The following is a 23,986-nucleotide window of genomic DNA, read 5'->3' on the forward strand; positions in this document are numbered from 1 at the left end:
GGACAAGAGGAGCTCATGTTGAAAGCGCCCCGCGTTACCCTCGATCAATGGCGCACGTTGCAGGCCGTGGTTGACCATGGCGGCTTCGCCCAGGCGGCTGAAGCGCTGCACCGTTCGCAATCCTCGGTGAGCTACACCGTGGCTCGTATGCAGGATCAACTCGGCGTGCCGCTGCTGCGCATCGACGGGCGCAAGGCGGTGCTGACCGAGGCCGGTGAAGTGCTGCTGCGTCGCTCCCGGCAGTTGGTGAAGAACGCCAGTCAACTTGAGGACCTTGCCCATCATATGGAACAGGGATGGGAGGCCGAAGTGCGCCTGGTAGTGGATGCGGCCTATCCCAATGCGCGCCTGGTGCGCGCCCTGACTGCGTTTATGCCGCAAAGTCGCGGCTGCCGCGTGCGCTTGCGTGAAGAGGTGTTGTCCGGCGTCGAAGAACTGCTGATCGAAGGCGTAGCCGACCTGGCAATTTGCGGTTTCAGTATCCCCGGTTACCTGGGCACCGAAATGAGCGATGTGGAATTTATCGCCGTGGCCCACCCCGAACATGCGTTGCACCGCATGAATCGCGAGCTGAGTTTCCAGGACCTGGAAAGCCAGATGCAGGTGGTCATCCGCGACTCCGGCCGCCAGCAACCGCGCGACGTGGGTTGGCTGGGCGCCGAACAGCGCTGGACCGTCGGCAGCCTGGCTACCGCCGCCGCCTTCGTGGGCAGCGGCCTGGGCTTTGCCTGGCTGCCACGGCACATGATCGAGCGCGAACTGGCCGAAGGTGTACTCAAGCAACTGCCCCTGGAACAAGGCGGCAGCCGTCACCCGACGTTCTATCTCTACTCCAACAAAGACAAACCCCTGGGGCCGGCGACGCAGATTCTCGTGGAGCTGCTGCGCACGTTTGACACCGCTCCCCTGGACGCGCCTTTCGCCGCTCCCCGACAAGCCTGAAACGGAGTTCATCCATGGCCTGGTTCGACCACGAAGGCTCCAGCCTGCACTACGAGGAATACGGCCACGGCACGCCGCTGATCCTGATCCACGGCCTGGGCTCCAGTAGCCAGGATTGGGAGCTGCAAGTGCCGGTACTGGCTCGGCACTATCGCCTGATCGTGGTCGACGTGCGTGGGCATGGCCGCTCCGATAAGCCCCGCGAGCGCTACAGCATCCAGGGCTTCACGTTCGACCTGCTCGCCCTGATCGAGCACCTGGACCTGCCGCCCGCCCACGTTGTGGGTTTATCCATGGGCGGCATGATCGCCTTCCAACTGGCGGTGGACGACCCTGCGCGAGTCAGAAGCCTGTGCATCGTCAACAGCGCGCCCGAAGTCAAGGTGCACAGCGCAAGTGACTATTGGCAGTGGGCCAAACGCTGGACCCTGGCCCGCGTACTCAGCCTGCGCACCATCGGCAACGCCCTGGGCGAACGACTGTTTCCCAAACCTGCCCAGGCCGACCTGCGCCGCAAGATGGCCGAACGCTGGGCAAGCAACGACAAACGTGCTTATCTCGCCAGCTTCGACGCGATTGTGGGCTGGGGCGTGCAGGAACAACTTTCGCGAATTACCTGTCCAACCCTGGTCATCAGCGCCGACCACGACTACACCCCCGTGGCGCAGAAAGAAATCTATGTAAAACTGCTGCCCGATGCGCGACTGGTGGTGATCGAAGATTCCCGCCATGCCACGCCCTTGGATCAACCCGAAGTCTTTAACGCGACCTTGCTCGATTTTCTAAAGACAGTCGAAACCACTACCCAGGATCACTGACCCATGCTGAAAAAAATCGCCTTCTTTGCCGGTTCTGTTCTGTTCGCTGCCAACCTGATGGCGGCCGAACCGGCCAAGGCGCCCCACGTATTGATCTCCACCACCAATGGCGACATTGAAATCGAACTGGACCCGGTCAAGGCGCCGATCAGCACCAAGAACTTCCTCGCCTATGTCGACAAGGGTTTCTATACCAACACGATTTTCCACCGCGTGATCCCGGGCTTCATGGTCCAGGGCGGCGGGTTCACCCAGCAGATGTCGCAAAAACCGACTGAAGCACCGATCAAGAACGAAGCCAGTAATGGCCTGCATAACGTGCGCGGCACGCTGTCCATGGCCCGCACCAATGACCCGAACTCGGCCACCAGCCAGTTCTTCATCAACGTAGCCGACAATGCCTTCCTCGACCCGGGCCGCGATGCCGGTTACGCCGTGTTCGCCAAAGTGGTCAAGGGCATGGATGTGGTCGACATCATCGTCAACTCCCAGACCACCACCAAACAAGGCATGCAGAACGTGCCAATCGATCCTGTGTTGATCAAGTCGGCCAAGCGCATCGACTGAGGTCTGCAGGTAGCTTCGCGTGGTGCCCACACGGCACCGCGCGCATTTGAAAGGAGAGCCCGCCCGGCGGGCGTCAAACCCAATGCTCTATCGTCGCTTTGAACAACTGATCGATATTTTCCGCGACGCTCCCAGCGCGGCCCCTCCCGAAAAAGTCCTGCCCTTCTATCTCTATTACCTGCGCCAGGTCTGGCCCTGCTTCGCCGCACTGTTGGTGGTGGGGCTGGTCGGTGCGCTTATCGAAGTGGCGCTGTTCAGCTATCTGAGCCGCATCATCGACCTGGCCCAGGGCACACCACCGGCGAATTTCTTCCAGATCCACAGCGCCGAGCTGATCTGGATGGCCGTGGTCGCCCTGCTGCTGCGCCCGGTTTTCAACGGCCTGCATGACTTGCTGGTGCACCAGACCATCAACCCAGGCATGACCAGCCTGATTCGCTGGCAGAACCACAGCTACGTGCTCAAGCAGAGCCTGAACTTTTTCCAGAACGATTTCGCCGGGCGCATCGCCCAGCGGATCATGCAAACCGGCAACTCCTTGCGTGATTCGGCAGTGGCGACGGCAGAAGCCATCTGGCACGTGTCGATCTATGCCATCAGTGCCCTGGTGCTGTTTGCCGAGGCCGACTGGCGGCTGATGATCCCGCTGATCACCTGGATCATCTGCTACAGCCTGGCCCTGCGTTACTTCGTACCGCGCGTGAAGGAGCGCTCGGTGATTTCCTCGGAGGCGCGCTCCAAATTGATGGGCCGAATTGTCGACGGCTATACCAATATCACCACCTTGAAACTGTTCGCCCATACGCAGAATGAACAGGAATACGCCAAGCAAGCGATCATCGAGCAGACCGAAAAAACCCAACTGGCCGCCCGTGTGCTCACCAGCATGGACACCGTGATCTGTATCTTGAACGGCCTGCTGATTGTGACCACCACCGGCCTGGCCCTGTGGTTGTGGACGCAGTCGCTGATTTCCGTCGGTGCGATTGCCTTGGCCACTGGCTTGGTTATCCGCATCGTCAACATGTCCGGTTGGATCATGTGGGTGGTCAATGGCATCTTCGAAAATATCGGCATCGTGCAGGACGGCCTGAAAACCATCGCCCAGCCACTGGCCGTGACCGACCGTGAAAACGCCCCGCGCCTGAAAGTCCCCAATGCCCAAGTGCACTTTGAGCAGGTGGATTTCCACTACGGCAAGAAGAGCGGGATCATTGGCGGCCTCAACCTCAACATCAAGGCCGGGGAAAAGATCGGTTTGATCGGCCCGTCCGGCGCGGGCAAGTCGACCCTGGTCAACCTGCTGCTGCGCCTCTACGACCTGCAAGGCGGCCGCATCCTGATCGACGGCCAGAACATCGCCGAAGTGGCCCAGGAAAGCCTGCGTGCACAGATCGGCATGATCACCCAGGACACATCGCTTCTGCACCGTTCGATCCGTGACAACCTGCTGTATGGCAAGCCCGACGCAACTGAGGAAGAACTCTGGGCTGCGGTGCACAAGGCTCGCGCCGATGAGTTCATCCCGCTGTTGTCGGATTCCGAGGGCCGCACCGGGCTGGACGCCCATGTTGGTGAGCGCGGGGTGAAACTCTCTGGCGGTCAACGTCAACGTATCGCCATCGCCCGCGTGCTGCTCAAGGACGCACCGATCCTGATCATGGACGAAGCCACCTCGGCATTGGACTCGGAAGTGGAAGCGGCAATCCAGGAGAGCCTGGAAACTCTGATGCAGGGCAAGACCGTGATTGCGATCGCCCACCGGTTGTCGACCATCGCACGAATGGACCGCTTGGTAGTGCTGGAGAAAGGCCAGATTGCCGAAAGCGGCAGCCATGCCGAGTTGCTGGCGCAGGGCGGGCTTTATTCGCGGTTATGGCAGCACCAGACCGGCGGATTCGTCGGAATAGACTGATTTCATTGGATAGGTGCCCGGGCAATTCCGAACAATTCTGACAGTTTTCTCTATCGAACTGGTCTTGCGACACAATCCTGCTGTACTGCAATCAGGCCCCAGGAGGGCCCTGATTTAGGCGGCAGGGAAGCTTCACAGACCGTTAATCAGATAGAGCAATCTAAGGAAGTGTTCATGTCACTGTTCAAACGTTCCGTAACGGAAGGGCTGGGTACGTTTTGGCTGGTGTTGGGCGGTTGCGGGAGTGCGGTGCTGGCCGCAGCGTTCCCCAATGTCGGAATCGGCCTGCTCGGCGTGGCCCTGGCCTTCGGGCTCACAGTGCTGACCATGGCGTTTGCCATCGGGCACATCAGCGGCTGTCACCTCAACCCGGCCGTTTCGGTGGGGCTGGTAGTGGGCGGAAGATTTCCGGCCAGAGAGTTGCCGGCCTACATCGTGTCTCAGGTGATCGGTGCCACCATCGCCGCTGCGCTGCTGTACTTTATTGCCAGCGGCAAACCCGGCTTTGAACTGGCGAGTGGCCTGGCCTCCAACGGCTATGGAGAACACTCACCCGGTGGTTACTCGATGGCAGCAGGATTGGTCTGTGAGCTGGTGATGACGGCGATGTTCGTGCTGATCATCCTGGGCGCTACCGACCGCCGTGCCCCCGCGGGCTTTGCCCCCATCGCCATTGGCCTGGGGCTGACGCTGATCCACCTGATCTCGATCCCGGTCACCAACACCTCGGTCAACCCGGCCCGCAGCACGGGGCCCGCGTTGATTGTCGGCGGCTGGGCGCTCGAACAGTTGTGGCTGTTCTGGCTTGCGCCGATCCTGGGCGCGGTGATCGGTGGCATTACGTACCGATGGTTGGGCGCAGAAAAGCCTGCCTGACCAAACCCCTCTAGGAGCGAGCTTGCTCGCGAAAAACGTCAACGATGACGCAGGCTTCCAGATGCAGCCCGCTTCGCCTAAGCGTTCTTCGCGAGCAAGCTCGCTCCTACAAGGTGTTTCACTTGCTGTCAGGTTGCCGATAAGGCAAAGCCGCCCTCGCCTCTTCGGCATACGCCAGAATCCCCACCCGTTCACGTTCAAGAAAGTCGTGCACGGCACTCTTGAGCCCCGGATGGCGCAGGTAGTGCCAGGACCGCGTGATCACCGGCTCAAACCCGCGAATCAATTTGTGCTCGCCCTGGGCCCCCGCATCGAAGCGTTGCAGGCCGTGGGCGATGGCGTAGTCCATGCCCTGGTAGAAACAGGTTTCGAAATGCAGCCGGTCGAACTCCCCCAGGCAGCCCCAGTAGCGGCCGTAGAAGCTGTCGCCACCGATCAAGCTGAACGCCATGGCCACCGGACGCGGGCCTTGCTTGGCCAGCACCACGCGGATCGCCTCGGGCATACGTTCGGCCAACAGGCTGAAAAACGCCCGTGTCAGATAGGGCGCTTGGCGGCGCACCGCATAGGTGTTGGCATAGCAGGCATAAACAAAATCCCATTGGGCCTCGCTCAATTGATGACCTTGCAGCCACTCGAACTCGATGCCCTGCCCGGCCACTTGTTCACGCTCTTTGCGCATCTGCTTGCGCTTGCGTGAACTCAAGGCATCAAGGAAGTCCTGGAAGTCGCGATAGCCACGGTTCTGCCAATGAAACTGGCAGCCCAGGCGTTGCATCCAGTCGGGCTGCCGGGCCAAGGCGTCGTCGGCCAAAGCGTCGGTGAAATTGATATGGGCGCTGGAGAGCCCTTCGATTTCCAGGTAACCCGGCAAACTTTTGAGCAACTCAAAGCCGTCTTCGGCACTGGCGGCCAATAAACGCGGCCCGCTGACCGGACTGAACGGCACGGCTGTCAGCAGCTTCGGGTAGTAATCAATGCCGGCACGCTCGCAGGCGTCGGCCCAGCCATGGTCGAACACGTACTCGCCATAAGAGTGCCACTTGCGGTAACTGGGTAATGCCGCCACCAAACGCGGGCCTTCCCAGTGCAGCAGATGTTCCGGCTGCCAGCCTGTTTGCGGGCCCAGGCTGGCGCTGTCTTCCAGCGCGCTCAAAAACCCATGCCGCACAAAAGGCTGGGCCTGCGGCACCAGGGCATCCCAAGTGTGAGCAGCGATTGCGGACAGGCTGTCCAGGCGTTGCAGTGGCATCGACATCCTCATTGTTTCGCGGCATGAAAGCCTGGGCAGTATCGCTTATCGCAGCCTGGCGTACATCTGCAAAACGCGCCGACAGAACGCCCAAGCGTTAGTTCCTTCCCGTTACAAGCTGTCATCTACATGAAATCACTTAGCCACTACTCCGTCATAAACGGCCGCGATACTGACGCCAGTTTTTAGAGCGTCCGGATCTACCGGGCGACATTTTTTCCGTCCGTCATGGGTCGGTTGTGTCCTGGATGGTTTGCCATCCCTCCTCACTTTCGGAGATTGATATGCGTCTTGCTTCCACTAAAACTGCGGCGCTCCTGTGTGGCGGCCTGTTGCTGGCCCTGAGCGTACCGGCCAGCGCTGCAGTCGACGCTAAATTGCTCGACATGCTCAAGGCCAACGGCCAGATCACCGCGTCGCAGTACACAGAACTGCAAGCGGAACTGGCCAAGGACCAGAAAGAACAGCAGATCGCACGCCAAGCTCAGCAAGAGACCAACGAGCAGATCGCAGCCACTGCGAAAAAAACCAACGAGCTGAGCAGCTTCGACCAAAAGCTGGCCTGGGCCGCCAAGACTCAATTCAAGGGTGATGTACGCTTCCGCCAGGAAACCATCAAGATCGATGGCGAACCCAACAACGGTGGGCGTGACAAAGACCGTCAACGTATCCGCGCCCGCCTGGGTGCCTACACCGAAATCAACCCGCAGGTGGACACCGGTATCCGTATCGCCACCGGCGGTGGTGACGATGCGCGTTCTACCAACCAGGATCAGGACGGCTACTTCGATAAAAAATCGATCTGGCTGGACCTCGGTTACATCGACTACCACCCGGACCAGATCAAGAACCTGCACGTGATCGGCGGCAAGATGCTTCAGCCTTGGGTAAACATGGGCGACGTGATCTGGGATAGCGATATCAACCCTGAAGGCCTGGCCGTCACCTACAAATACCCACTGGGCAGCAGCGCCGAACTGTTCGGCAGCCTGGGTAACTACAACCTCAAGGACAACGTCGACGGCGACGGCGTGCAGTTCCGCCACGACCTGCGCCTGACGTCCGGCCAGTTGGGTACGCGTTTCTCGGTCACCGACAACCTGAAAATGACCCTGGGCGGCAGCGTCTACGCCTACAAAAATGACGAGGACAGCCGCTGCACAACCACTACCACACCTTGCGCGTTGGCGGTCAACGGCAACTCGGCCAACAACGAGTTCCGCCTGTACGAAGGTTTTGCCCAGGCAGACATCGGCGGCCTGGCAGTGCCACTGTCGTTCTACGGCCAATACGTGAAAAACAATGATGCCGTGACCGACCAGGACACCGCGTGGTTGCTGGGTGCCAAGTCCAAGGTGTTCGGTTTCAACCTGGACTACAACTACCGCGATGTTCAGCGTAATGCCGTCGTAGGCGCGTTCACCGATTCGGACTTCGCCAACGGTACCACCGGTTCGCGCGGCCACAAGATGAAGGTCAGCTACGACATCGACAAGAACTTCGCCCTGGGCGCCACCTACTTCCTGACCAAGGCGGACTACGCCAGCCGTACCCAGCGGGATGCCAACACCAACACCCTGCAACTGGATGCTGAAGCCAAGTTCTAACCGTTACTGTAGGAGCGAGCTTGGTGAGCTCGCTCTTACATATCCTTACGGCGCTCGGCTGCCATCTGTTCAGCCAGCGCATCAGCACCGTCCACCGGCTCCTGCGGCATACGCTTGAGCGTCGCCTGCAACAGGCGCATCTGCCGGATAAACCGTCGGCAGTTCGGGCAGAACATCAAGTGATGACGCACCATCAGACGTTCACGGAAGGTCAATTGACCATCCAGATAGTCACTGGAGCGCGCTACTTGCTCTTTACAGGTCAACATTCGCCCGTCTCCTCAAAATGCTCCACCGTAGCAAAGACTTTAAGCCGTGCTCGATGCAGGAGCACACGAACGTTGGAGAGCGAAAGGCTCAGAAGATTACAGATTTCCTCCAGTTCCAGACCCTGGCGTTCACGCAACACCAGCACGCTGCTTTGCAGTTCGGACAAACTCAGAATCGTATGCTCCAGGCATTTGCGCAGTTCATCTTCGGTCAGCAGCGCTTCAGGGGTGTCCTGGTGCCAGGCATACGGGGCGACAGCCCAATGGCCATCATCCGGGCTGAAGCGATCATCACCAATGGTGCCGTGGGGCGAAGGCAAATCGTCGAGTAGCACTTCCCGACGATTCTGTTTGTAACGTCCCTTGGCGGCGTTGGCGGTAATGGTCAATAACCATGTCTTGAGGCTCGATCGCCCTTGGAATCTGGCCAGGTTGCGTACGACCGAAACCCAGGCGTCTTGCACGATTTCGTCGGCGTGGCGCTGACCGACGATGGCGTAGGCCACCGCCCGCATTGCGCTCTGGTAAGTGGTGACCAATTCCTTGTAGGCCCGCTGCTCACCCTTGAGCAGGCGTTCAAGCAGGTGCGCGTCGTCCGCTGCTGCCATTCAAACCTCTATTTAAAAGTGCACACCCGGTCCTGTGGGAGCTGGCTTGCCTGCGATGCAGACACCTCGGTGTATCAGTCACACCACAGTGATGCCATCGCACGCAAGCCAGCCCCCACACAATCAGCGTTTGCGCAGGATCACACTGCCAATCGAATACCCGGCGCCAAAGGAGCTGAGTACGGCAACCGAGCCCTTGGGCAAGTCATCCTGGTAAGTGTGAAACGCAATCACCGAGCCGGCCGAGCTGGTATTGGCGTAAGTATCGAGGATCACTGGCGCTTCTTCCACCGACGCGTCGCGCCCCAGCAGCTTTTTCACGATCAGGTGGTTCATGCTCAGGTTGGCCTGGTGCAGCCAGAAGCGCTTCACATCGGTCACACTCAACTGATTTTCCGCCAGGTGCGCGCCGATCAATTCGGCCACCATCGGGCAGACATCGCGAAACACCTTGCGGCCTTCCTGCACGAACAGCTTGTCGGGGGCACCGACACCTTCTTCCGCCGTGCGATTGAGGAAGCCGAAATTGTTGCGGATGTTGTTGGAGAACTTGGTCAGCAGCTTTGTACTCACCACATCGAACTGGTGCTCGGACGTCGCCAGGTCAGCGCGTTCCAGGATCACCGCAGTGGCGGCGTCACCGAAGATGAAGTGGCTGTCGCGATCGCGGAAGTTCAGGTGGCCGGTGCAGACTTCCGGGTTGACCATCAGGATCGCCCGGGCCTGGCCCAACTGGATGCTGTTGGCCGCGTTCTGGATGCCGAAGGTGGCCGAAGAACACGCCACGTTCATGTCAAAACCGAAGCCCTGGATACCCAAGGCTTCCTGGACTTCAATGGCAATCGCCGGGTAGGCACGTTGCAGGTTGGAACAGGCAACGATCACGCCATCAATGTCGGCGGCGGTCTTGCCGGCGCGTTGCAGGGCTTGTTCGGCGGCACCGACCGCCATCTGGCAGAGCACCGACCATTCGTCGTTGCTACGCTCGGGCAGGCGTGGCGCCATGCGCTGCGGATCGAGGATGCCGTCCTTGTCCATCACAAAACGGCTCTTGATGCCGGATGCCTTTTCGATGAATGCCGCGCTCGACTCCGTCAGCGCCTGCACCTCGCCACGCTCGATGGCGGCGGCGTTGTCTGCGTTGAACTGTTGCACATAGGCATTGAAAGACTGCACCAGCTCTTCGTTGGAGATGCTGTTGGCCGGGGTGTACAGGCCAGTGCCGCTGATGACGACGTTATGCACGGTCGTTCCTCTAAATCTGTCAGGCAGAAGATATTGGTACCGTCGTACCAAACTTAAAGTCGTTTGATTCCGTCCAGCAGGCATCAAACTGGCGACGCTTTATTCAATCTTGTAACCGCGAAGTTTGCCACAACCCTGGAGATTTGGCGCTATAGGCCAGACAAACACCTTGAATGCGGGAGGGGCGGTGCGACGATTCGACTTGCTCCCTCCCACATTTGGCCCTGCCCGGATCGGGAAACCGGGAAAGGTTCAGGGCTCTACCTGGCTCCACTGCTTGCTCAAGCGTTTATCGGAAATCGGTACCTTGGTGCCCAACTGCTGGGCAAACAACGACACCCGGTATTCCTCCAGCCACCAGCGGTACAGCTCCAACTGTGGGTCACGCTTGCCTTCCTGGGCGTGTTTGTTCAAGCGGTTCTGGTATTGCGTCCACAGGCCGCCCAATTCGCTGCTCCACACGCGGTCCTTTTGCACCTGGCTCGGCAGTTTTTCCAGGCGCAGTTCAATAGCCTTGAGATAGCGCGGCAGCTCCTTGAACCATTGCGCCGGGGTTTCGCGCACAAAACCTGGGTACACCAGGTTGCTAAGTTGCTGCTTGATATCATTCAAGGCCACCGCCTGGGCCAGGTCGATCTTGCCTTTGAAGCGCTTTTGCAGGCCGTGCCAGAGTTTCAGCACCTCCAGGGTCAGGCGTGCCAGGCGCTCGGCGTGTTCGGTCCAACCGCCACGCTTGCGCTCGGCCAGGGCAGCCAGGCCCGCGCCATCACGCGGCAGGCTTTCTTCGCCCTCAAGTACACAGGTGTCGAGGCTGGCCAGCAGAATGTCTTCCACCAACGCGTCGATACGCCCCAGTTCGCGGTACATCAAGCCCAGCTCGGTCAGGCCCGGCAATTTGCCGCGCAGGAATTTCGCCGGTTCCGCCAGTTGTTGCATCAGCAGGCGCTGCAACGCGCGGCGATGCTGGAACTCGGCTTCGGCGGCGGTGGAGAAACGCCCTTCCTTGACCGTGCCGTTCTCTTCCACCAGCGCCGGGTACACCGTCATCGACAGGCCGGCGATGTTTTGCTGGGTCTTTTCAGCCACCGCCGCGAACACCTTGGCTTCTACCGGCTGTTGGCTTTTCGCGGTTTGCGGTACGGCCAACGCGGCCTGGCTGGCCTCTGCAAAACGTGCGGTCAGTTCGGCCAGGTCGCGACCTTCGCCAAGGAACTTGCCTTGGCCGTCGACCACTTCCAGGTTCATCTTCAGGTGGCTTTCTACCTGCTGCGCCGCTTCAGCCCAGGCTTCATCGCTGACCCGCGCACCGGTCATGCGCAGCAACTCGCGCCCCAGCGCCTGGGGCAGCGAGCCCTGGCCGAATTCGATGCGTTGCAGCGCCGCCTTGACGAAGTCCGGCACCGGCACGAAGTTCTTGCGCAATGCCTTGGGCAGGTTGCGTACCAACGCGATGCATTTGGCTTCGATCACGCCCGGCACCAGCCACTCCAGGCGCTCGGCCGGCAACGCCGGCAGCAACGGCGCAGGTACACGCAGGGTGACGCCATCGCGAGGGTGGTTGGGTTCGAAGTGGTAGCTCAAGGCCAACGCCAGGTCACCCAGGTGCAAGGTGTCCGGATAATGCGCAGCGGTAACCTCACTGGCCTCGCGGGCCAGCACATCTTCTTCGCGCATGATCAGCAGTTGCGGGTCTTTCTGGCTGTTGACCTTGTACCAGCTGTCGAACGTGGCGGTCTGGTGAATCTCCGCTGGCAGGCGCGCATCGTAGAACGCGTAGAGGGTTTCTTCGTCGGCGAGGATGTCGCGGCGGCGTGCCTTTGCCTCCAGTTCGTCGAGCTGCTCCAGCAATAGCTGGTTGGCCGCCAGGCACTTGGCACGGGATTGAATCTCACCGCGCACCAGGCCCTCACGAATAAACAACTCGCGAGACACCACCGGGTCAATCGGCCCGTAATGCACCGGCCGGCGCCCGACCACAATCAGCCCGAACAGGGTGATCTGCTCAAACGCCACCACCTGGCCGCGCTTCTTCTCCCAATGGGGTTCGAAGTGGTTTTTCTTGATCAGGTGCCCGGCCAGCGGCTCGATCCAGTCGGCATCGATCTTCGCCACCATGCGCGCATAGAGCTTGGTGGTTTCCACCAGTTCGGCGGTCATCAGCCATTGCGGGCGCTTCTTGCCGATACCGGACGAGGGGTGGATCCAGAAACGCCGCTGCCGCGCACCGAGGTAATCGCCGTCTTCGGTCTTCTGGCCGATCTGGCTGAGCAGGCCGGACAGCACCGCCTTGTGCAGTTTGGGGAAGTCCGCAGGCTCTTTATTGATGTTCAGCTGCATGTCGCGGCAGATCAGGCTCAACTGGCGATGGGAGTCGCGCCACTCGCGCAGGCGCAGGTAGTTGAGGAAGTTCTTGCGACACCAGTTGCGCAGCGGGCTGGCGGTCAGTTCCTGGCGCTGCTCTTCAAAGCCACGCCACAGGTTGACCAGCCCGGCGAAGTCCGAATCCGGATCTTTCCACTGAGCGTGGGCCTGGTCGGCGGCTTGTTGACGCTCCGGTGGCCGCTCGCGCGGGTCCTGGATAGACATGGCGCTGGCCACGATCAACACTTCCTGCAAGCTGCCCAGCTTGGCCGCTTCGAGCAACATGCGGCCCATGCGCGGGTCCACCGGCAAGCGTGCAAGCTGGCGGCCCAACGGCGTGAGTTGGCTGTTACGGTCCACCGCCGAGAGTTCCTGCAGCAGGTTGAAACCGTCGCTGATCGCCTTGCCATCCGGCGGTTCGATAAACGGGAAATCGGTGATTTCGCCCAGGCGCAGGTGCAGCATCTGCAGGATTACGGCGGCGAGGTTGGTACGCAGGATTTCCGGGTCGGTGAATTCCGGGCGCCCGATAAAATCTTCTTCGCTGTACAGGCGCACGCAAATGCCCGGCTCAACCCGGCCGCAACGGCCTTTACGCTGGTTGGCGCTGGCCTGGGAGATCGCCTCGATCGGCAGGCGCTGCACCTTGGCGCGGTAGCTGTAGCGGCTGATGCGCGCCGTGCCGCTGTCGATCACATAGCGAATGCCCGGCACCGTCAGCGAGGTTTCCGCAACGTTGGTCGCCAGTACCACGCGCCGGCCTGGGTGGGATTGGAAAATGCGCTGTTGCTCGGCCGGTGACAGCCGTGCGTACAACGGCAAAATCTCGGTGTGCTTGAGCTGGGCCTTGCGCAGCATGTCGGCGGCATCACGAATCTCGCGCTCTCCGGGCAGAAACACCAGCACATCGCCGGGGCTGCGTCGCTCGCTGCGCTCATAGGCGGCGATTTCATCGAGGGTGGCGAGGATCGCCTGGTCGACGGTCAAGTCATCCTCGACGCGGTTGCCCTCTTCGTCCTGTTCCAGGGTCAGTGGGCGATACCAGGTGTCCACCGGGAAAGTACGGCCCGAGACCTCGACAATCGGCGCATCGTCGAAGTGCTTGGAAAAGCGCTCCAGGTCGATGGTCGCCGAGGTGATGATGACTTTCAGGTCAGGGCGACGCGGCAGCAGGGTCTTGAGGTAGCCGAGCAGGAAGTCGATGTTCAGGCTGCGTTCATGGGCCTCGTCGACGATGATCGTGTCGTAGCGTTCCAGATAACGGTCGTTCTGGGTTTCGGCCAGCAGGATGCCGTCGGTCATCAGTTTGATCAGGGTGTTGGAATCACTCTGGTCTTCGAAACGCACCTGATAGCCGACCAAGGCGCCCAATGGCGTGGCCAGCTCTTCAGCGACACGGCTGGCGACGCTGCGCGCTGCGATCCGGCGCGGCTGGGTGTGGCCGATCAGGCCGTACTGGCCGCGGCCGATTTCCAGGCAGATTTTCGGCAACTGGGTGGTCTTGCCCGAGCCGGTCTCGCCGGCAATGATCAACACCTGGTGTTTGAGCAGCGCGTCCTTGATCTCATCGCGCTTGGCGGCAATCGGCAGGCTGTCGTCGTAGCGAATCACCGGCAGGCTGGCGCGCCGCGCCGTGACCTGGGCACAGGATGCCTGCATCCGCGCCACCCACTGCGCCAGCTTGTCCTCATCGGGTTTCTTGCGCAGCTCAAGCAACTGCCGGCGCAAGCGGTGGCGGTCGGCGAGCATGGCGTGATCGAGGGTTTTGAGCAGTTGGTCGATGGTGGGTGCTTGGTCAGTCATCAGCTACTTCGACGGTCATCTATGTTATGCGCGGCCGGCAAGTGTGGCAGAAAATCGACTTATCTGGCAGGTCAAACATGTGGGAGGGGGCTTGCTCCCGATGAAGGTGGGTCAGCCAATGAAGGTGTTGACTGATTCACCGTCATCGGGAGCAAGCCCCCTCCCACAAGAGAAAGCGTTATAGCGGGTCTTTTCGGCGATAGGGGAATACGTCGATAACCTTGCCGGCGCGAATCGCGTCCTGCAGGCCCTTCCAGTAATCGGCGTTGTACAGCTCGCCATGCAGCTCGTCGAACAACTTGCGCTGGCCAGCGTCGGCAAACAGGAACGGCGGGAATTCTTCGGGGAACACATCCAGCGGGCCGATGGAGTACCAGGGCTCTGAGGCCATTTCGTCCTCGGGGGTGCGCGGTGCGGGAATATGGCGGAAGTTGGCTTCGGTCAGAAAGCAGATTTCATCGTAGTCGTAGAACACCACGCGGCCATGACGGGTGACGCCGAAGTTTTTCAGCAGCATGTCGCCGGGGAAGATATTCGCCGCCGCCAGTTGCTTGATTGCCAGGCCGTAGTCTTCCAGGGCTTCGCGCACCTGGGCGGGGTTGGCGTTGTCGAGGTAGAGGTTGAGCGGGGTCATGCGCCGCTCGGTCCAGCAGTGGCGGATCAGCACGCTGTCGCCTTCCACTTCGACCGTGCCGGCCGCGACTTCCAGCAACTCGGCCAGGCACTCGGGCTCGAACTTGCTCAAGGGGAAACGAAAGTCGGCGAATTCCTGGGTGTCAGCCATGCGCCCTACCCGGTCGACACTCTTAACCAGCCGGTACTTCTCGATCACCGTGGCGCGGTTGACGTTTTTCGACGGTGAAAAACGGTCCTTGATGATCTTGAACACGGTGTTGAATCCCGGCAGCGTGAACACGCTCATGACCATGCCGCGCACGCCGGGGGCCATGATGAACTGGTCGTCGGTGGTGGCCAGGTGGTTGATGAGTGCGCGGTAGAATTCGGACTTGCCGTGCTTGTAGAAACCAATGGAGGTGTACAGCTCGGCAATGTGCTTGCCCGGCAGGATGCGCTTGAGAAAACCGATGAATTCGGCAGGCACCGGTACGTCGACCATGAAATAGGAGCGGGTGAACGAAAAGATGATCGACACGTCGGCTTCGTCGGTGATCAACGCATCGATCTGGATGCCGCGCCCTTCGCGGTGCAGCAACGGGATGACCAACGGCCACTGTTCGTCGCGGGTATAAATGCGCCCCACGAGATAGGCGCCTTTGTTGCGGTAGAGCACGGAGGAAAACAGCTCGACCTTGAGGTCCGGGTCCTTGCACACCCAATCCGGCAGGTTTTCCCGCAGCTGGGCTTCGAGGCGACGCAGGTCGGCAGGAAGGTCGGCGTAAGGCTCGCTGAAGCTGTAGTCAGAGAAAATCTGCGCCAGCATGTCTGATATTTTACCGGCCGGCGTGTAGACCCGGGTTTGCGCCGCCCGCGCCCGGCGCAGGCTCGGCCGGGTGGTGTGGATGAACATGCAGCCGTCGCTGATCAGGTCATGGCTGAACAGGCCGCAGAAGATCGAGTTGTACCAGGTCTCGGACAATTCATCGTCAAAGCGCAGGTCGATCAGGCCGATATAAGCGCTTTTCACCAGGGGCCACAGCTCGATGTCCTGCAACGCACTCGCTTCGAAACCGGCGCGCAGGCGGGCAGTGACCTCGGCAACTTTCTCTTCATACAGGTTGATGCGTGCCGCAGACGCCGCCTGCCCTTGCTGCCACTGGGCCTTCTCGAAACGCTCGCGGGCCCCATCGGTGATCTGGCGAAAGTGCTCACGGTAATCGTCGAAACCGTCGAGGATCATCCGGGCGATAGCGAGGGCGGGCTGCGACATGCGGGAAACCTCGAACGGGTAGCGGGAAGCTCAGAGCTTAGCCAGTGAACGCTGGCAGGAGAAGGAGGATTTTTAAGGGGCCTTCGTAGTTAGCGATTGTGTCGGCCTGAGCACTGGGCAACACTCCCCGCCTGATTGGCGTAGGAGTTTTCCGTGAGACCTGTTGACACCCTCTACTTGCTGGGACTGGCTGCCATCTGGGGCGCGAGTTTCCTGTTCATGCGCATCATAGCGCCGGAAATCGGCACAGTGCCGACTGCGTTTTTCCGCGTGTCGATCGCCGCCGCCGGGTTGCTGGTGATTCTGGCGATGCTGCGCGTGAGCTGGGATTTCCAGGGCAAGTTCAAGACCGTTTTGCTGTTGGGGGTGATCAACTCCGGGATTCCGGCGACCATGTATTCAGTGGCAGCGCAGGTACTGCCGGCGGGTTATTCGGCGATTTTCAACGCCACCACGCCGCTGATGGGCGTGCTGATTGGCGGGTTGTTTTTCAGCGAGCGTCTGACACCGTCAAAAATAGCGGGGGTTGCCTTGGGGCTGTTTGGCGTCGCCGTGCTCACGCGCGCGGGGCCGGTGGCCTTTGATCTGCAATTGTTGATGGGCGCGCTGGCGTGCCTGCTGGCAACCACCTGCTACGGGTTTGCCGGTTTCCTGGCACGACGCTGGCTGGATCAGCGCGGCGGGCTGGACAGTCGCCTGTCGGCCTTGGGCAGTATGCTCGGCGCTACCTTGTTTCTCTTGCCGCTCTTTGCCTACAGCGCCATCAGCCATCCACCGGCAAGCTGGGGCGGCTGGCAGGTGTGGGCGTCGCTGCTGGGCCTGGGGCTGGTGTGTACGGCGTTCGCCTACATTTTGTACTTCCGCCTGCTGTCATCCATTGGCCCGGTCAAGTCGATGACCGTGACCTTTATGATTCCGCCGTTCGGCGTGCTGTGGGGGGCGTTGCTGCTGGATGAGCCGCTGTCCATGGCTCACCTGTATGGCGGGGTGCTGATTGCCGGGGCGTTGTGGTTGGTGCTGCGCCCGCAAAAACTATAGGAGCGTCCCCCTGCTCCTGGGGGTGCTTCGCCCCCCAGCGCAAGCAAGCTTGCTCGCCACAGCAAGCTTGCTCCTATAGGGATAGGTTTTAGTTTTTACGGAATACAAACACCAAGCCGACGATGATCAACGCCATTCCCAGCACGCTTAACAGCGCCAGGCGATTGCCGAAGATCAGGTAGTCCATCACCGCGGTCACCGCCGGCACCAGGTAGAACAGGCTGGTGACATTCACCAGGTTGCCGCGGGCGATCAGCCGATACAGCAACAGCGTCGCCAGCACTGACACCACCAATCCCATCCACAGCACCGGCAGGTAAAAGCCCCAACTGTGCTCGAAATGGAAGGGCTGGAACGGCACGAACACCGCACACAACAGCATCCCGGCCAGGTATTGCAACGGCAACGTGCCCAAGGGGTTGTCGGTGATGCGCTTTTGCATGATCGAGCCAAACGTCATGCTCGCCAGCGCCAGCAGCCCGAACAGCATCCCGGCCAGGGACATGCCCGCCAGCCCGATGCCCTGGTACACCACCATGATCAACCCGGCCAGGCCCAACCCCAGGCCGAACAGCCGGCGTAACGAGCGCTGACGCTCCATCAGCACCACGGTGAGGATCGGCTGGACGCCCATGATGGTCGCCATCACCCCGGGGGTGACTTTGAGGTCCAGGGCCAGCAGATAGAAAATCTGGTAGGCCCCCAACAACACCAGGCCCGTCGCCGCCGCATACAGCATGGGCTTGCCGGGACGTGGCAGCTTCAACTTGAGGATCGGCACCAGCACCACCAACCCCATCAGGGCGATGGCAAAGCGGATCAGCAGAAAGGCAAAGGGCGAAGCATGGGCCAGGCCCAACTTGGAGAAGATCGCCCCGCTGCTCCACAGCAAGACAAACAAGCTCGTCGAGGCCGCCGCGGCCACGGATTGTTTCGAAAGAACAGACATGAGTTACCACCTGTTATCAGGCAAAAAAGCCGATTCAGTAAGGACTGAATTTCAGTAGGTTTTTTTCAGGCAGGCACAGGGGAACAGCAAACAGCTGATCAGCCCGAAATGCCAACGCCCGGCGGTGATACGACTGCGTACACCGGCGTGCTACTGACAGGTGGGGGGTAGTGACTGATCTGCGCAGGCTGCTTTGCGCCGCACGGCACGACCACAGCGTTGACCGCTGAATCGACTACCGCTATGCGCTGGGAAGCTGGCATGTGCTGATCTTTTTGAAGGGAGAAAGACGCGACGACTATAACCAGCCGCAAACATACTTTGCAATCCTTTCCCCCTTGCCTCGTACGTGGAGGCGTTTTCATGCCCTCGAACCAGACCACTCGCTATAATGCCGCCCGGTTTTTGTTAAGGATTTCACATGATTGCTCTGCCCTGGCTGTACCTCACACTACTTTGCATTGGCTATGTCACGGCCTTGATCTACGGCCAACTGGGCATACTGGCGGCGGTGTCAGTGGCGCTGTTGCTGGTGGCCGGCTACGCCGTACGCCAGCAACGCACTCCTTGGGCACGCTACCTGGGCCACGGCTTGTTTATCGTCCTGGCCCTGGGGCTGGCGATGCACTGGCTGCCGGGTTTCTACAATGGCCGAGGTATTGCACCCCAGCGTTTTACCCCGGACTCAGTGCCCTTCTCGATGTACCTGAACCAGGACAAACCCCTGATCGGCTTCTGGCTGTTGCTGGCGTGCCCATGGATTGTGGCGCGACGCTCATTGCGCCTGTCGATCTGCGTCACCGCTTTGGCACTGACCCTGACCGCCATCGCAGCCCTGGGTGGCGCGGCCCTGATGGGGATGATCAGTTGGGCCCCCAAATGGCCGGACCAGGCATGGCTGTGGGTACTCAATAACCTGCTGCTGGTGACGCTGGTGGAAGAAGCGCTGTTTCGTGGCTATGTTCAGGGCGGCCTGAGCCAGCGTTTCAAACACCTGCCCTACGGCGAGAACCTCGCGCTGCTGCTGGCTTCGCTGTTATTCGGCCTGGCGCATTTTGGTGCGGGTTGGCAATGGGTAATGCTGGCGAGTATTGCCGGGGTCGGTTACGGCCTGGCGTATCGCTTTGGCGGGCTCGGCGCAGCGATTGCCACGCACTTTGGCTTGAATCTGCTGCACTTCGGGCTGTTCACCTACCCGATGCTGGCCGGCTGAGCCTTTCTTGCTGTAGGAGCGAGTTGTTGTGGCGAGGGAGCTTGCTCCCTCACCACAGCCAGCCCACTGCTCCCAGAATTGTTGCAAAAATAAGTTAAATAAATGCCCGCCATGGCCGATACCCCCTGAAAGCCTTGCGGATTGAACAATCATGCGTAATAACCAACCCGTTACCCAGCGCGAACGTACCTTCCCCGCTCAGCAACGGTTGATCTCCACCACAGATGCCAAGGGTGTCATTACCTACTGCAACGACGCGTTTGTCGAAATCAGTGGGTTCACCCGCGACGAACTGATCCGTGCCCCGCACAACCTGGTGCGCCACCCGGATGTGCCCTCGGCCGTGTTCGCGCACATGTGGTCCACGCTCAAACAAGGCTTGCCATGGATGGGCATTGTCAAGAATCGCTGCAAGACCGGTGACCATTACTGGGTTAACGCCTATGTGACTCCGGTGTTCGACGGCAACCAGGTGATCGGCTACGAATCGGTGCGCATCAAGCCCACCGCCGAGCAGATCCGCCGGGCCGAGGCGCTCTATCAACGCATCAACCAGGGCAAGTCGGCCATCCCCCAGCGCGACAAATGGCTGCCGGTGCTACAGGACTGGCTGCCGTTTATCCTGGTCAGCCAACTGAGCTTCATGATCGGCGCCACCCTCACCTCCCAGTGGGGCTTTGCCCTGGCGGCAGCGCTGTCGGTGCCGTTGGGCCTGCTGGGCCTGAGCTGGCAGCAGCGCGGCCTCAAGCGCTTGCTGCGGCTGGCCGAGCAGACCACCTCCGATCCGTTGATCGCGCAGATGTACACCGACAGCCGTGGCGCCCAGGCCCGACTGGAAATGTCGATCCTCAGCCAGGAAGCGCGCCTGAAGACCTGCCTGACCCGTCTGCAGGACACCGCCGAGCACCTCAACGACCAAGCGGCGCAGTCCAACACCCTGGCGCACAGCAGCTCCAGCGGCCTGGAACGTCAGCGCGTGGAAACCGAACAGGTAGCCACCGCCGTCAACCAGATGGCCGCGACCACCCAGGAAGTCGCCAGCCATGTGCAGCGCACCGCCGATGCCACCCAGGAAGCCAACCGCCTGACCGGTCGCGGCCGCGATATCGCCGGGGAAACCCGCGAGGCGATCCAGCGACTGTCGGTGGCCGTGGGCGAGACGGGCGTGACCGTCACCCAACTGGCCAAGGACAGCGATGAAATCGGCGGTGTGGTCGATGTGATCAAAGGCATCGCCGACCAGACCAACCTGCTGGCGCTCAATGCCGCTATCGAAGCCGCGCGTGCCGGTGAGATGGGCCGTGGATTTGCGGTGGTCGCCGATGAAGTGCGCCAACTGGCGCAGCGTACGGCCGAATCCACCGGGCAGATCCATACCCTGATCGCCAAGCTGCAACACACGGCGGCTGCGGCTGTGCAAACCATGGACGCCGGGCATCGCCAGGCTGAAGAGGGTGTAGCGCGGGTGATGGAAGCGGATCAGGCGTTGGTGGGCATCAGTGAGGCGGTGGCCAATATCACCGACATGACCACCCAGATTGCCGCTGCTACCGAAGAGCAAAGCGCCGTGGCCGAGGAGATCAGCCGCAATATCAGCACCATCGCGCTGTTGGCAGATCAAACTTCAGAGCAGGCGATGAACTCGGCGCAGTTGAGTGAGGAGTTGACGCATACCGCCAATACCCAGTACTCGCTGGTGGAGCGTTTTAACCGATAAACCGCTATCGCAGGCAAGCCAGCTCCCACACTGGACGGTATTCACCGATAGAAATAGGTGAACCCAGTCCAATGTGGGAGCTGGCTTGCCCCCGATAGGGCCCTAACAGGCCCTGAGAAACTCAGCCACCTGCACCGCCGCCGCCTCCAAGTGCTGCTCATGGCTGAACCCCGAAGCCTTCAACGGCTTCAAGTCATGATCGCCCGCCACCAACCACATCACTTCAATACTCTCTGACAACTCATAATCCTGCACCGCTGCCCGATTGCCCAAGGCATCACGCTCGCCCTGCACAATCAACGTTGGCGTCGTAAGCGCAGCCAAGTGCTCCACCCGGGGTTTCTCTGGCTTGCCCACCGCATAGAACGGATAGCCCAGGCACACCAACCCATCGGCGCCCAGTTCATCGGCCAGTAAACTGGCCATCCGCCCACCCATGGACTTGCCGCCAACTGCCAGTTTCCCAGCGACATGACGTCGCACCTCGCCATACACCTCGCGCCAGCACTCCAGCAGTTTCGGCGCCGGATTCGGCGGGCGCTTGCCGCCATCCATACGGCGCTGGGCCATGTACGGGAACTCGAAGCGCACCACGTTCACGCCATGCCCGGCAAGGCGTGCCGCCATGTCGTTCATGAACGCCGAGTCCATCGGTGCCCCGGCGCCGTGGGCCAGAATCAGCGTGACCGGCTCGCCCGAAGCCGTGCCCGTGGCGACATCCCACAGCCAGCCGCGTTCGCGCACACACTGCGCCCATTGATCCCCGTCAATACTGGCCTTGTGCTCTTTGCCCATGCTTGCCTCGCTTTTTAGTCTGCCTATAACTCCAGCCCAAGTGCCGCACTTGCTTGGGTTGAACCGTGGATGGGGAACCATGAACACTACTTTAAGTACCGCCTATAACTACAAGGTGGTCCGCCAATTCGCCATTATGACGGTGGTGTGGGGCATCGTCGGCATGGGGCTCGGGGTTTTTCTCGCCGCCCAATTGGTTTGGCCTGCGCTCAACTTCGATTTACCCTGGACCAGCTTCGGCCGCCTGCGCCCGTTGCACACCAATGCGGTGATTTTCGCCTTCGGTGGCTGCGCGCTGTTCGCCAGCTCCTTCTACTCGGTACAACGCACCTGCCAGACTCAGCTGTTCGCACCAAAAGTGGCTGCGTTCTGCTTCTGGGGCTGGCAGCTGGTAATTTTGCTGGCCGCAATCAGCCTGCCGCTGGGCTACACCAGTTCCAAGGAATACGCCGAGCTGGAATGGCCGATCGATATCCTGATCACCATCGTCTGGGTCGCCTATGCCATCGTGTTCTTCGGCACGATCATGAAGCGCAAGACCAAGCACATCTACGTCGGTAACTGGTTCTTCGGTGCGTTCATTATCACCGTGGCCATCCTGCATATCGTCAATAACCTGGAAATCCCGGTCAGCCTGACCAAGTCCTACTCGCTGTACGGCGGTGCGACGGATGCCATGGTGCAATGGTGGTATGGGCACAACGCGGTAGGCTTTTTCCTCACCGCAGGCTTCCTGGGGATGATGTACTACTTCGTACCCAAGCAGGCCGAGCGTCCGGTGTATTCCTATCGCTTGTCGATCGTGCACTTCTGGGCGCTGATCACCCTGTACATCTGGGCCGGCCCTCACCACTTGCACTACACCGCCTTGCCGGACTGGGCGCAGTCCCTGGGCATGGTGATGTCACTGGTGCTGCTGGCGCCAAGCTGGGGCGGCATGATCAACGGCATGATGACCCTCTCGGGTGCCTGGCATAAGTTGCGCAGCGACCCGATCCTGCGCTTCCTCGTTGTGTCCCTGGCCTTCTACGGCATGTCGACCTTCGAAGGTCCGATGATGGCGATCAAGACCGTCAACGCCCTCTCCCACTACACCGACTGGACCATCGGCCACGTACACGCCGGGGCGCTGGGCTGGGTGGCGATGATCTCCATCGGCGCGCTGTACCACATGATCCCGAAAGTCTTCGGTCGCGAGCAGATGTACAGCCTCGGCCTGATCAACGCGCACTTCTGGCTGGCCACCATCGGTACCGTGCTCTACATCGCCTCGATGTGGGTCAATGGCATCGCCCAGGGCCTGATGTGGCGTGCGGTCAACGAAGACGGCACCTTGACCTACTCCTTCGTCGAAACCCTGGTGGCCAGCCACCCTGGCTTCATCGTGCGGCTGGTGGGCGGTGCGATCTTCCTCACCGGCATGTTGCTGATGGCTTACAACACGTGGCGCACCGTGCGTTCGGCGCAGCCAGCCGAAATCAGCGCCGCAGCGCAGATGGCCTGAGGAGTCGATGATGAAACACGAAACGATTGAAAAAAACGTCGGCCTGCTGATGCTGCTGATGGTGCTCGCCGTGAGCATCGGCGGCCTGACCCAGATCGTCCCGCTGTTCTTCCAGGACGTGACCAACAAGCCGGTGGAAGGCATGAAGCCCTACACCGCGCTGCAGCTGGAGGGCCGCGACATCTACATCCGCGAAGGCTGCGTGCAGTGCCACTCGCAGATGATCCGCCCGTTCCGCGCCGAGACCGAGCGCTACGGTCACTACTCGGTGGCCGGCGAAAGCGTGTGGGACCACCCGTTTCTGTGGGGCTCCAAGCGCACCGGGCCGGACCTGGCCCGCGTCGGCGCGCGCTACTCGGACGACTGGCACCGCGCGCACTTGTACAACCCGCGCAACGTGGTGCCGGAGTCGAAAATGCCGGCCTATCCGTGGTTGGTCACCGCCGCCGTGGACAGCAGCCACACCGAGACCAAATTGAAAGTGATGCGCACCCTCGGCGTGCCGTACACCGACGACGACATCAACGGCGCGGTCGCCAACCTCAAGGGCAAGACCGAGATGGACGCGCTGGTTTCCTACTTGCAAGTGCTCGGCACTGCCATCAAGAGCAAGAGGTGA

At 60.7% G+C, this 23,986-nt stretch carries 19 protein-coding genes; 11 read left to right on the top strand and 8 right to left on the bottom strand.

Annotation, left to right across the window (positions count from 1 at the left end; translation table 11 throughout):
- Positions 1–18 precede the first annotated feature (18 nt).
- From LJX92_RS19095 to aqpZ, 5 genes are all read left to right on the top strand, one after another.
- The gene (locus tag LJX92_RS19095) at positions 19–942 is read left to right on the top strand and encodes a LysR family transcriptional regulator (RefSeq protein ID WP_005790234.1); all 924 of its coding nucleotides are present in this window, start codon (positions 19–21) and stop codon (positions 940–942) included.
- A 14-nt stretch (positions 943–956) separates the two neighbouring features.
- Positions 957–1,760, top strand: a complete 804-nt coding sequence (locus tag LJX92_RS19100; RefSeq protein ID WP_228308816.1) for an alpha/beta fold hydrolase — start codon at positions 957–959, stop codon at positions 1,758–1,760.
- 3 nt (positions 1,761–1,763) lie between these two features.
- Entirely contained in the window at positions 1,764–2,327 is a 564-nt protein-coding gene (locus tag LJX92_RS19105; protein ID WP_032879982.1) for a peptidylprolyl isomerase, read from the top strand.
- 82 nt (positions 2,328–2,409) lie between these two features.
- The gene (locus LJX92_RS19110) at positions 2,410–4,242 is read left to right on the top strand and encodes an ABC transporter ATP-binding protein (RefSeq protein ID WP_032879980.1); all 1,833 of its coding nucleotides are present in this window, start codon (positions 2,410–2,412) and stop codon (positions 4,240–4,242) included.
- A gap of 174 nt (positions 4,243–4,416) precedes the next feature.
- On the top strand, positions 4,417–5,118 hold the full coding sequence (aqpZ, locus tag LJX92_RS19115; RefSeq protein ID WP_005790241.1) for an aquaporin Z: 702 nt from the start codon (positions 4,417–4,419) through the stop codon (positions 5,116–5,118).
- A gap of 118 nt (positions 5,119–5,236) precedes the next feature.
- On the opposite strand, the gene LJX92_RS19120 is transcribed toward aqpZ, so the two are convergent.
- Positions 5,237–6,370, bottom strand: a complete 1,134-nt coding sequence (locus LJX92_RS19120) for a GNAT family N-acetyltransferase (protein WP_103733650.1) — start codon at positions 6,368–6,370, stop codon at positions 5,237–5,239.
- Between the two features lie 284 nt (positions 6,371–6,654).
- On the opposite strand from LJX92_RS19120, the gene LJX92_RS19125 reads away from it, so the two are divergent.
- Positions 6,655–7,977, top strand: a complete 1,323-nt coding sequence (locus LJX92_RS19125; RefSeq protein ID WP_005790244.1) for a putative porin — start codon at positions 6,655–6,657, stop codon at positions 7,975–7,977.
- Between the two features lie 35 nt (positions 7,978–8,012).
- Here LJX92_RS19125 and LJX92_RS19130 read toward each other — a convergent pair whose 3' ends face one another.
- From LJX92_RS19130 to aceK, 5 genes are all read right to left on the bottom strand, one after another.
- Positions 8,013–8,246: a zf-HC2 domain-containing protein gene (locus LJX92_RS19130; protein ID WP_032879977.1), complete on the bottom strand. Its 234-nt coding sequence runs from the start codon at positions 8,244–8,246 to the stop codon at positions 8,013–8,015.
- Positions 8,240–8,854, bottom strand: a complete 615-nt coding sequence (locus LJX92_RS19135) for an RNA polymerase sigma factor (RefSeq protein ID WP_228308817.1) — start codon at positions 8,852–8,854, stop codon at positions 8,240–8,242. The genes LJX92_RS19130 and LJX92_RS19135 overlap by 7 nt, the downstream gene beginning before the upstream one ends.
- Before the next feature lie 123 nt (positions 8,855–8,977).
- Entirely contained in the window at positions 8,978–10,099 is a 1,122-nt protein-coding gene (locus LJX92_RS19140) for a beta-ketoacyl-ACP synthase III (protein ID WP_005790250.1), read from the bottom strand.
- A 252-nt stretch (positions 10,100–10,351) separates the two neighbouring features.
- Entirely contained in the window at positions 10,352–14,263 is a 3,912-nt protein-coding gene (gene hrpA, locus LJX92_RS19145) for an ATP-dependent RNA helicase HrpA (RefSeq protein WP_228308818.1), read from the bottom strand.
- Positions 14,264–14,441: 178 nt separating this feature from the next.
- Positions 14,442–16,151, bottom strand: coding sequence for a bifunctional isocitrate dehydrogenase kinase/phosphatase (aceK, locus tag LJX92_RS19150; RefSeq protein WP_078822025.1), 1,710 nt, complete (start codon positions 16,149–16,151; stop codon positions 14,442–14,444).
- 153 nt (positions 16,152–16,304) lie between these two features.
- On the opposite strand from aceK, the gene LJX92_RS19155 reads away from it, so the two are divergent.
- Entirely contained in the window at positions 16,305–17,189 is an 885-nt protein-coding gene (locus LJX92_RS19155; protein WP_032879973.1) for a DMT family transporter, read from the top strand.
- 88 nt (positions 17,190–17,277) lie between these two features.
- Here LJX92_RS19155 and LJX92_RS19160 read toward each other — a convergent pair whose 3' ends face one another.
- Positions 17,278–18,138, bottom strand: a complete 861-nt coding sequence (locus LJX92_RS19160; protein ID WP_228308819.1) for a DMT family transporter — start codon at positions 18,136–18,138, stop codon at positions 17,278–17,280.
- A 421-nt stretch (positions 18,139–18,559) separates the two neighbouring features.
- Between LJX92_RS19160 and LJX92_RS19165 the strand changes: the two genes are divergently transcribed.
- Positions 18,560–19,351, top strand: a complete 792-nt coding sequence (locus tag LJX92_RS19165; protein WP_078822027.1) for a CPBP family intramembrane glutamic endopeptidase — start codon at positions 18,560–18,562, stop codon at positions 19,349–19,351.
- 151 nt (positions 19,352–19,502) lie between these two features.
- Positions 19,503–21,068, top strand: coding sequence for a methyl-accepting chemotaxis protein (locus tag LJX92_RS19170; protein ID WP_032879969.1), 1,566 nt, complete (start codon positions 19,503–19,505; stop codon positions 21,066–21,068).
- 102 nt (positions 21,069–21,170) lie between these two features.
- Here LJX92_RS19170 and LJX92_RS19175 read toward each other — a convergent pair whose 3' ends face one another.
- Complete coding sequence (locus tag LJX92_RS19175; RefSeq protein ID WP_032879967.1) at positions 21,171–21,863, bottom strand: alpha/beta family hydrolase; 693 nt, start codon at positions 21,861–21,863, stop codon at positions 21,171–21,173.
- A gap of 79 nt (positions 21,864–21,942) precedes the next feature.
- Here LJX92_RS19175 and ccoN point away from each other — a divergent pair, with 79 nt between their 5' ends.
- On the top strand, positions 21,943–23,367 hold the full coding sequence (gene ccoN, locus LJX92_RS19180) for a cytochrome-c oxidase, cbb3-type subunit I (RefSeq protein ID WP_005790268.1): 1,425 nt from the start codon (positions 21,943–21,945) through the stop codon (positions 23,365–23,367).
- 10 nt (positions 23,368–23,377) lie between these two features.
- On the top strand, positions 23,378–23,986 hold the full coding sequence (gene ccoO / locus LJX92_RS19185; protein ID WP_228308820.1) for a cytochrome-c oxidase, cbb3-type subunit II: 609 nt from the start codon (positions 23,378–23,380) through the stop codon (positions 23,984–23,986).

The sequence above is a fragment of the Pseudomonas sp. HN8-3 genome (genome assembly GCF_020790195.1).
Taxonomy (GTDB): domain Bacteria; phylum Pseudomonadota; class Gammaproteobacteria; order Pseudomonadales; family Pseudomonadaceae; genus Aquipseudomonas; species Aquipseudomonas synxantha_A.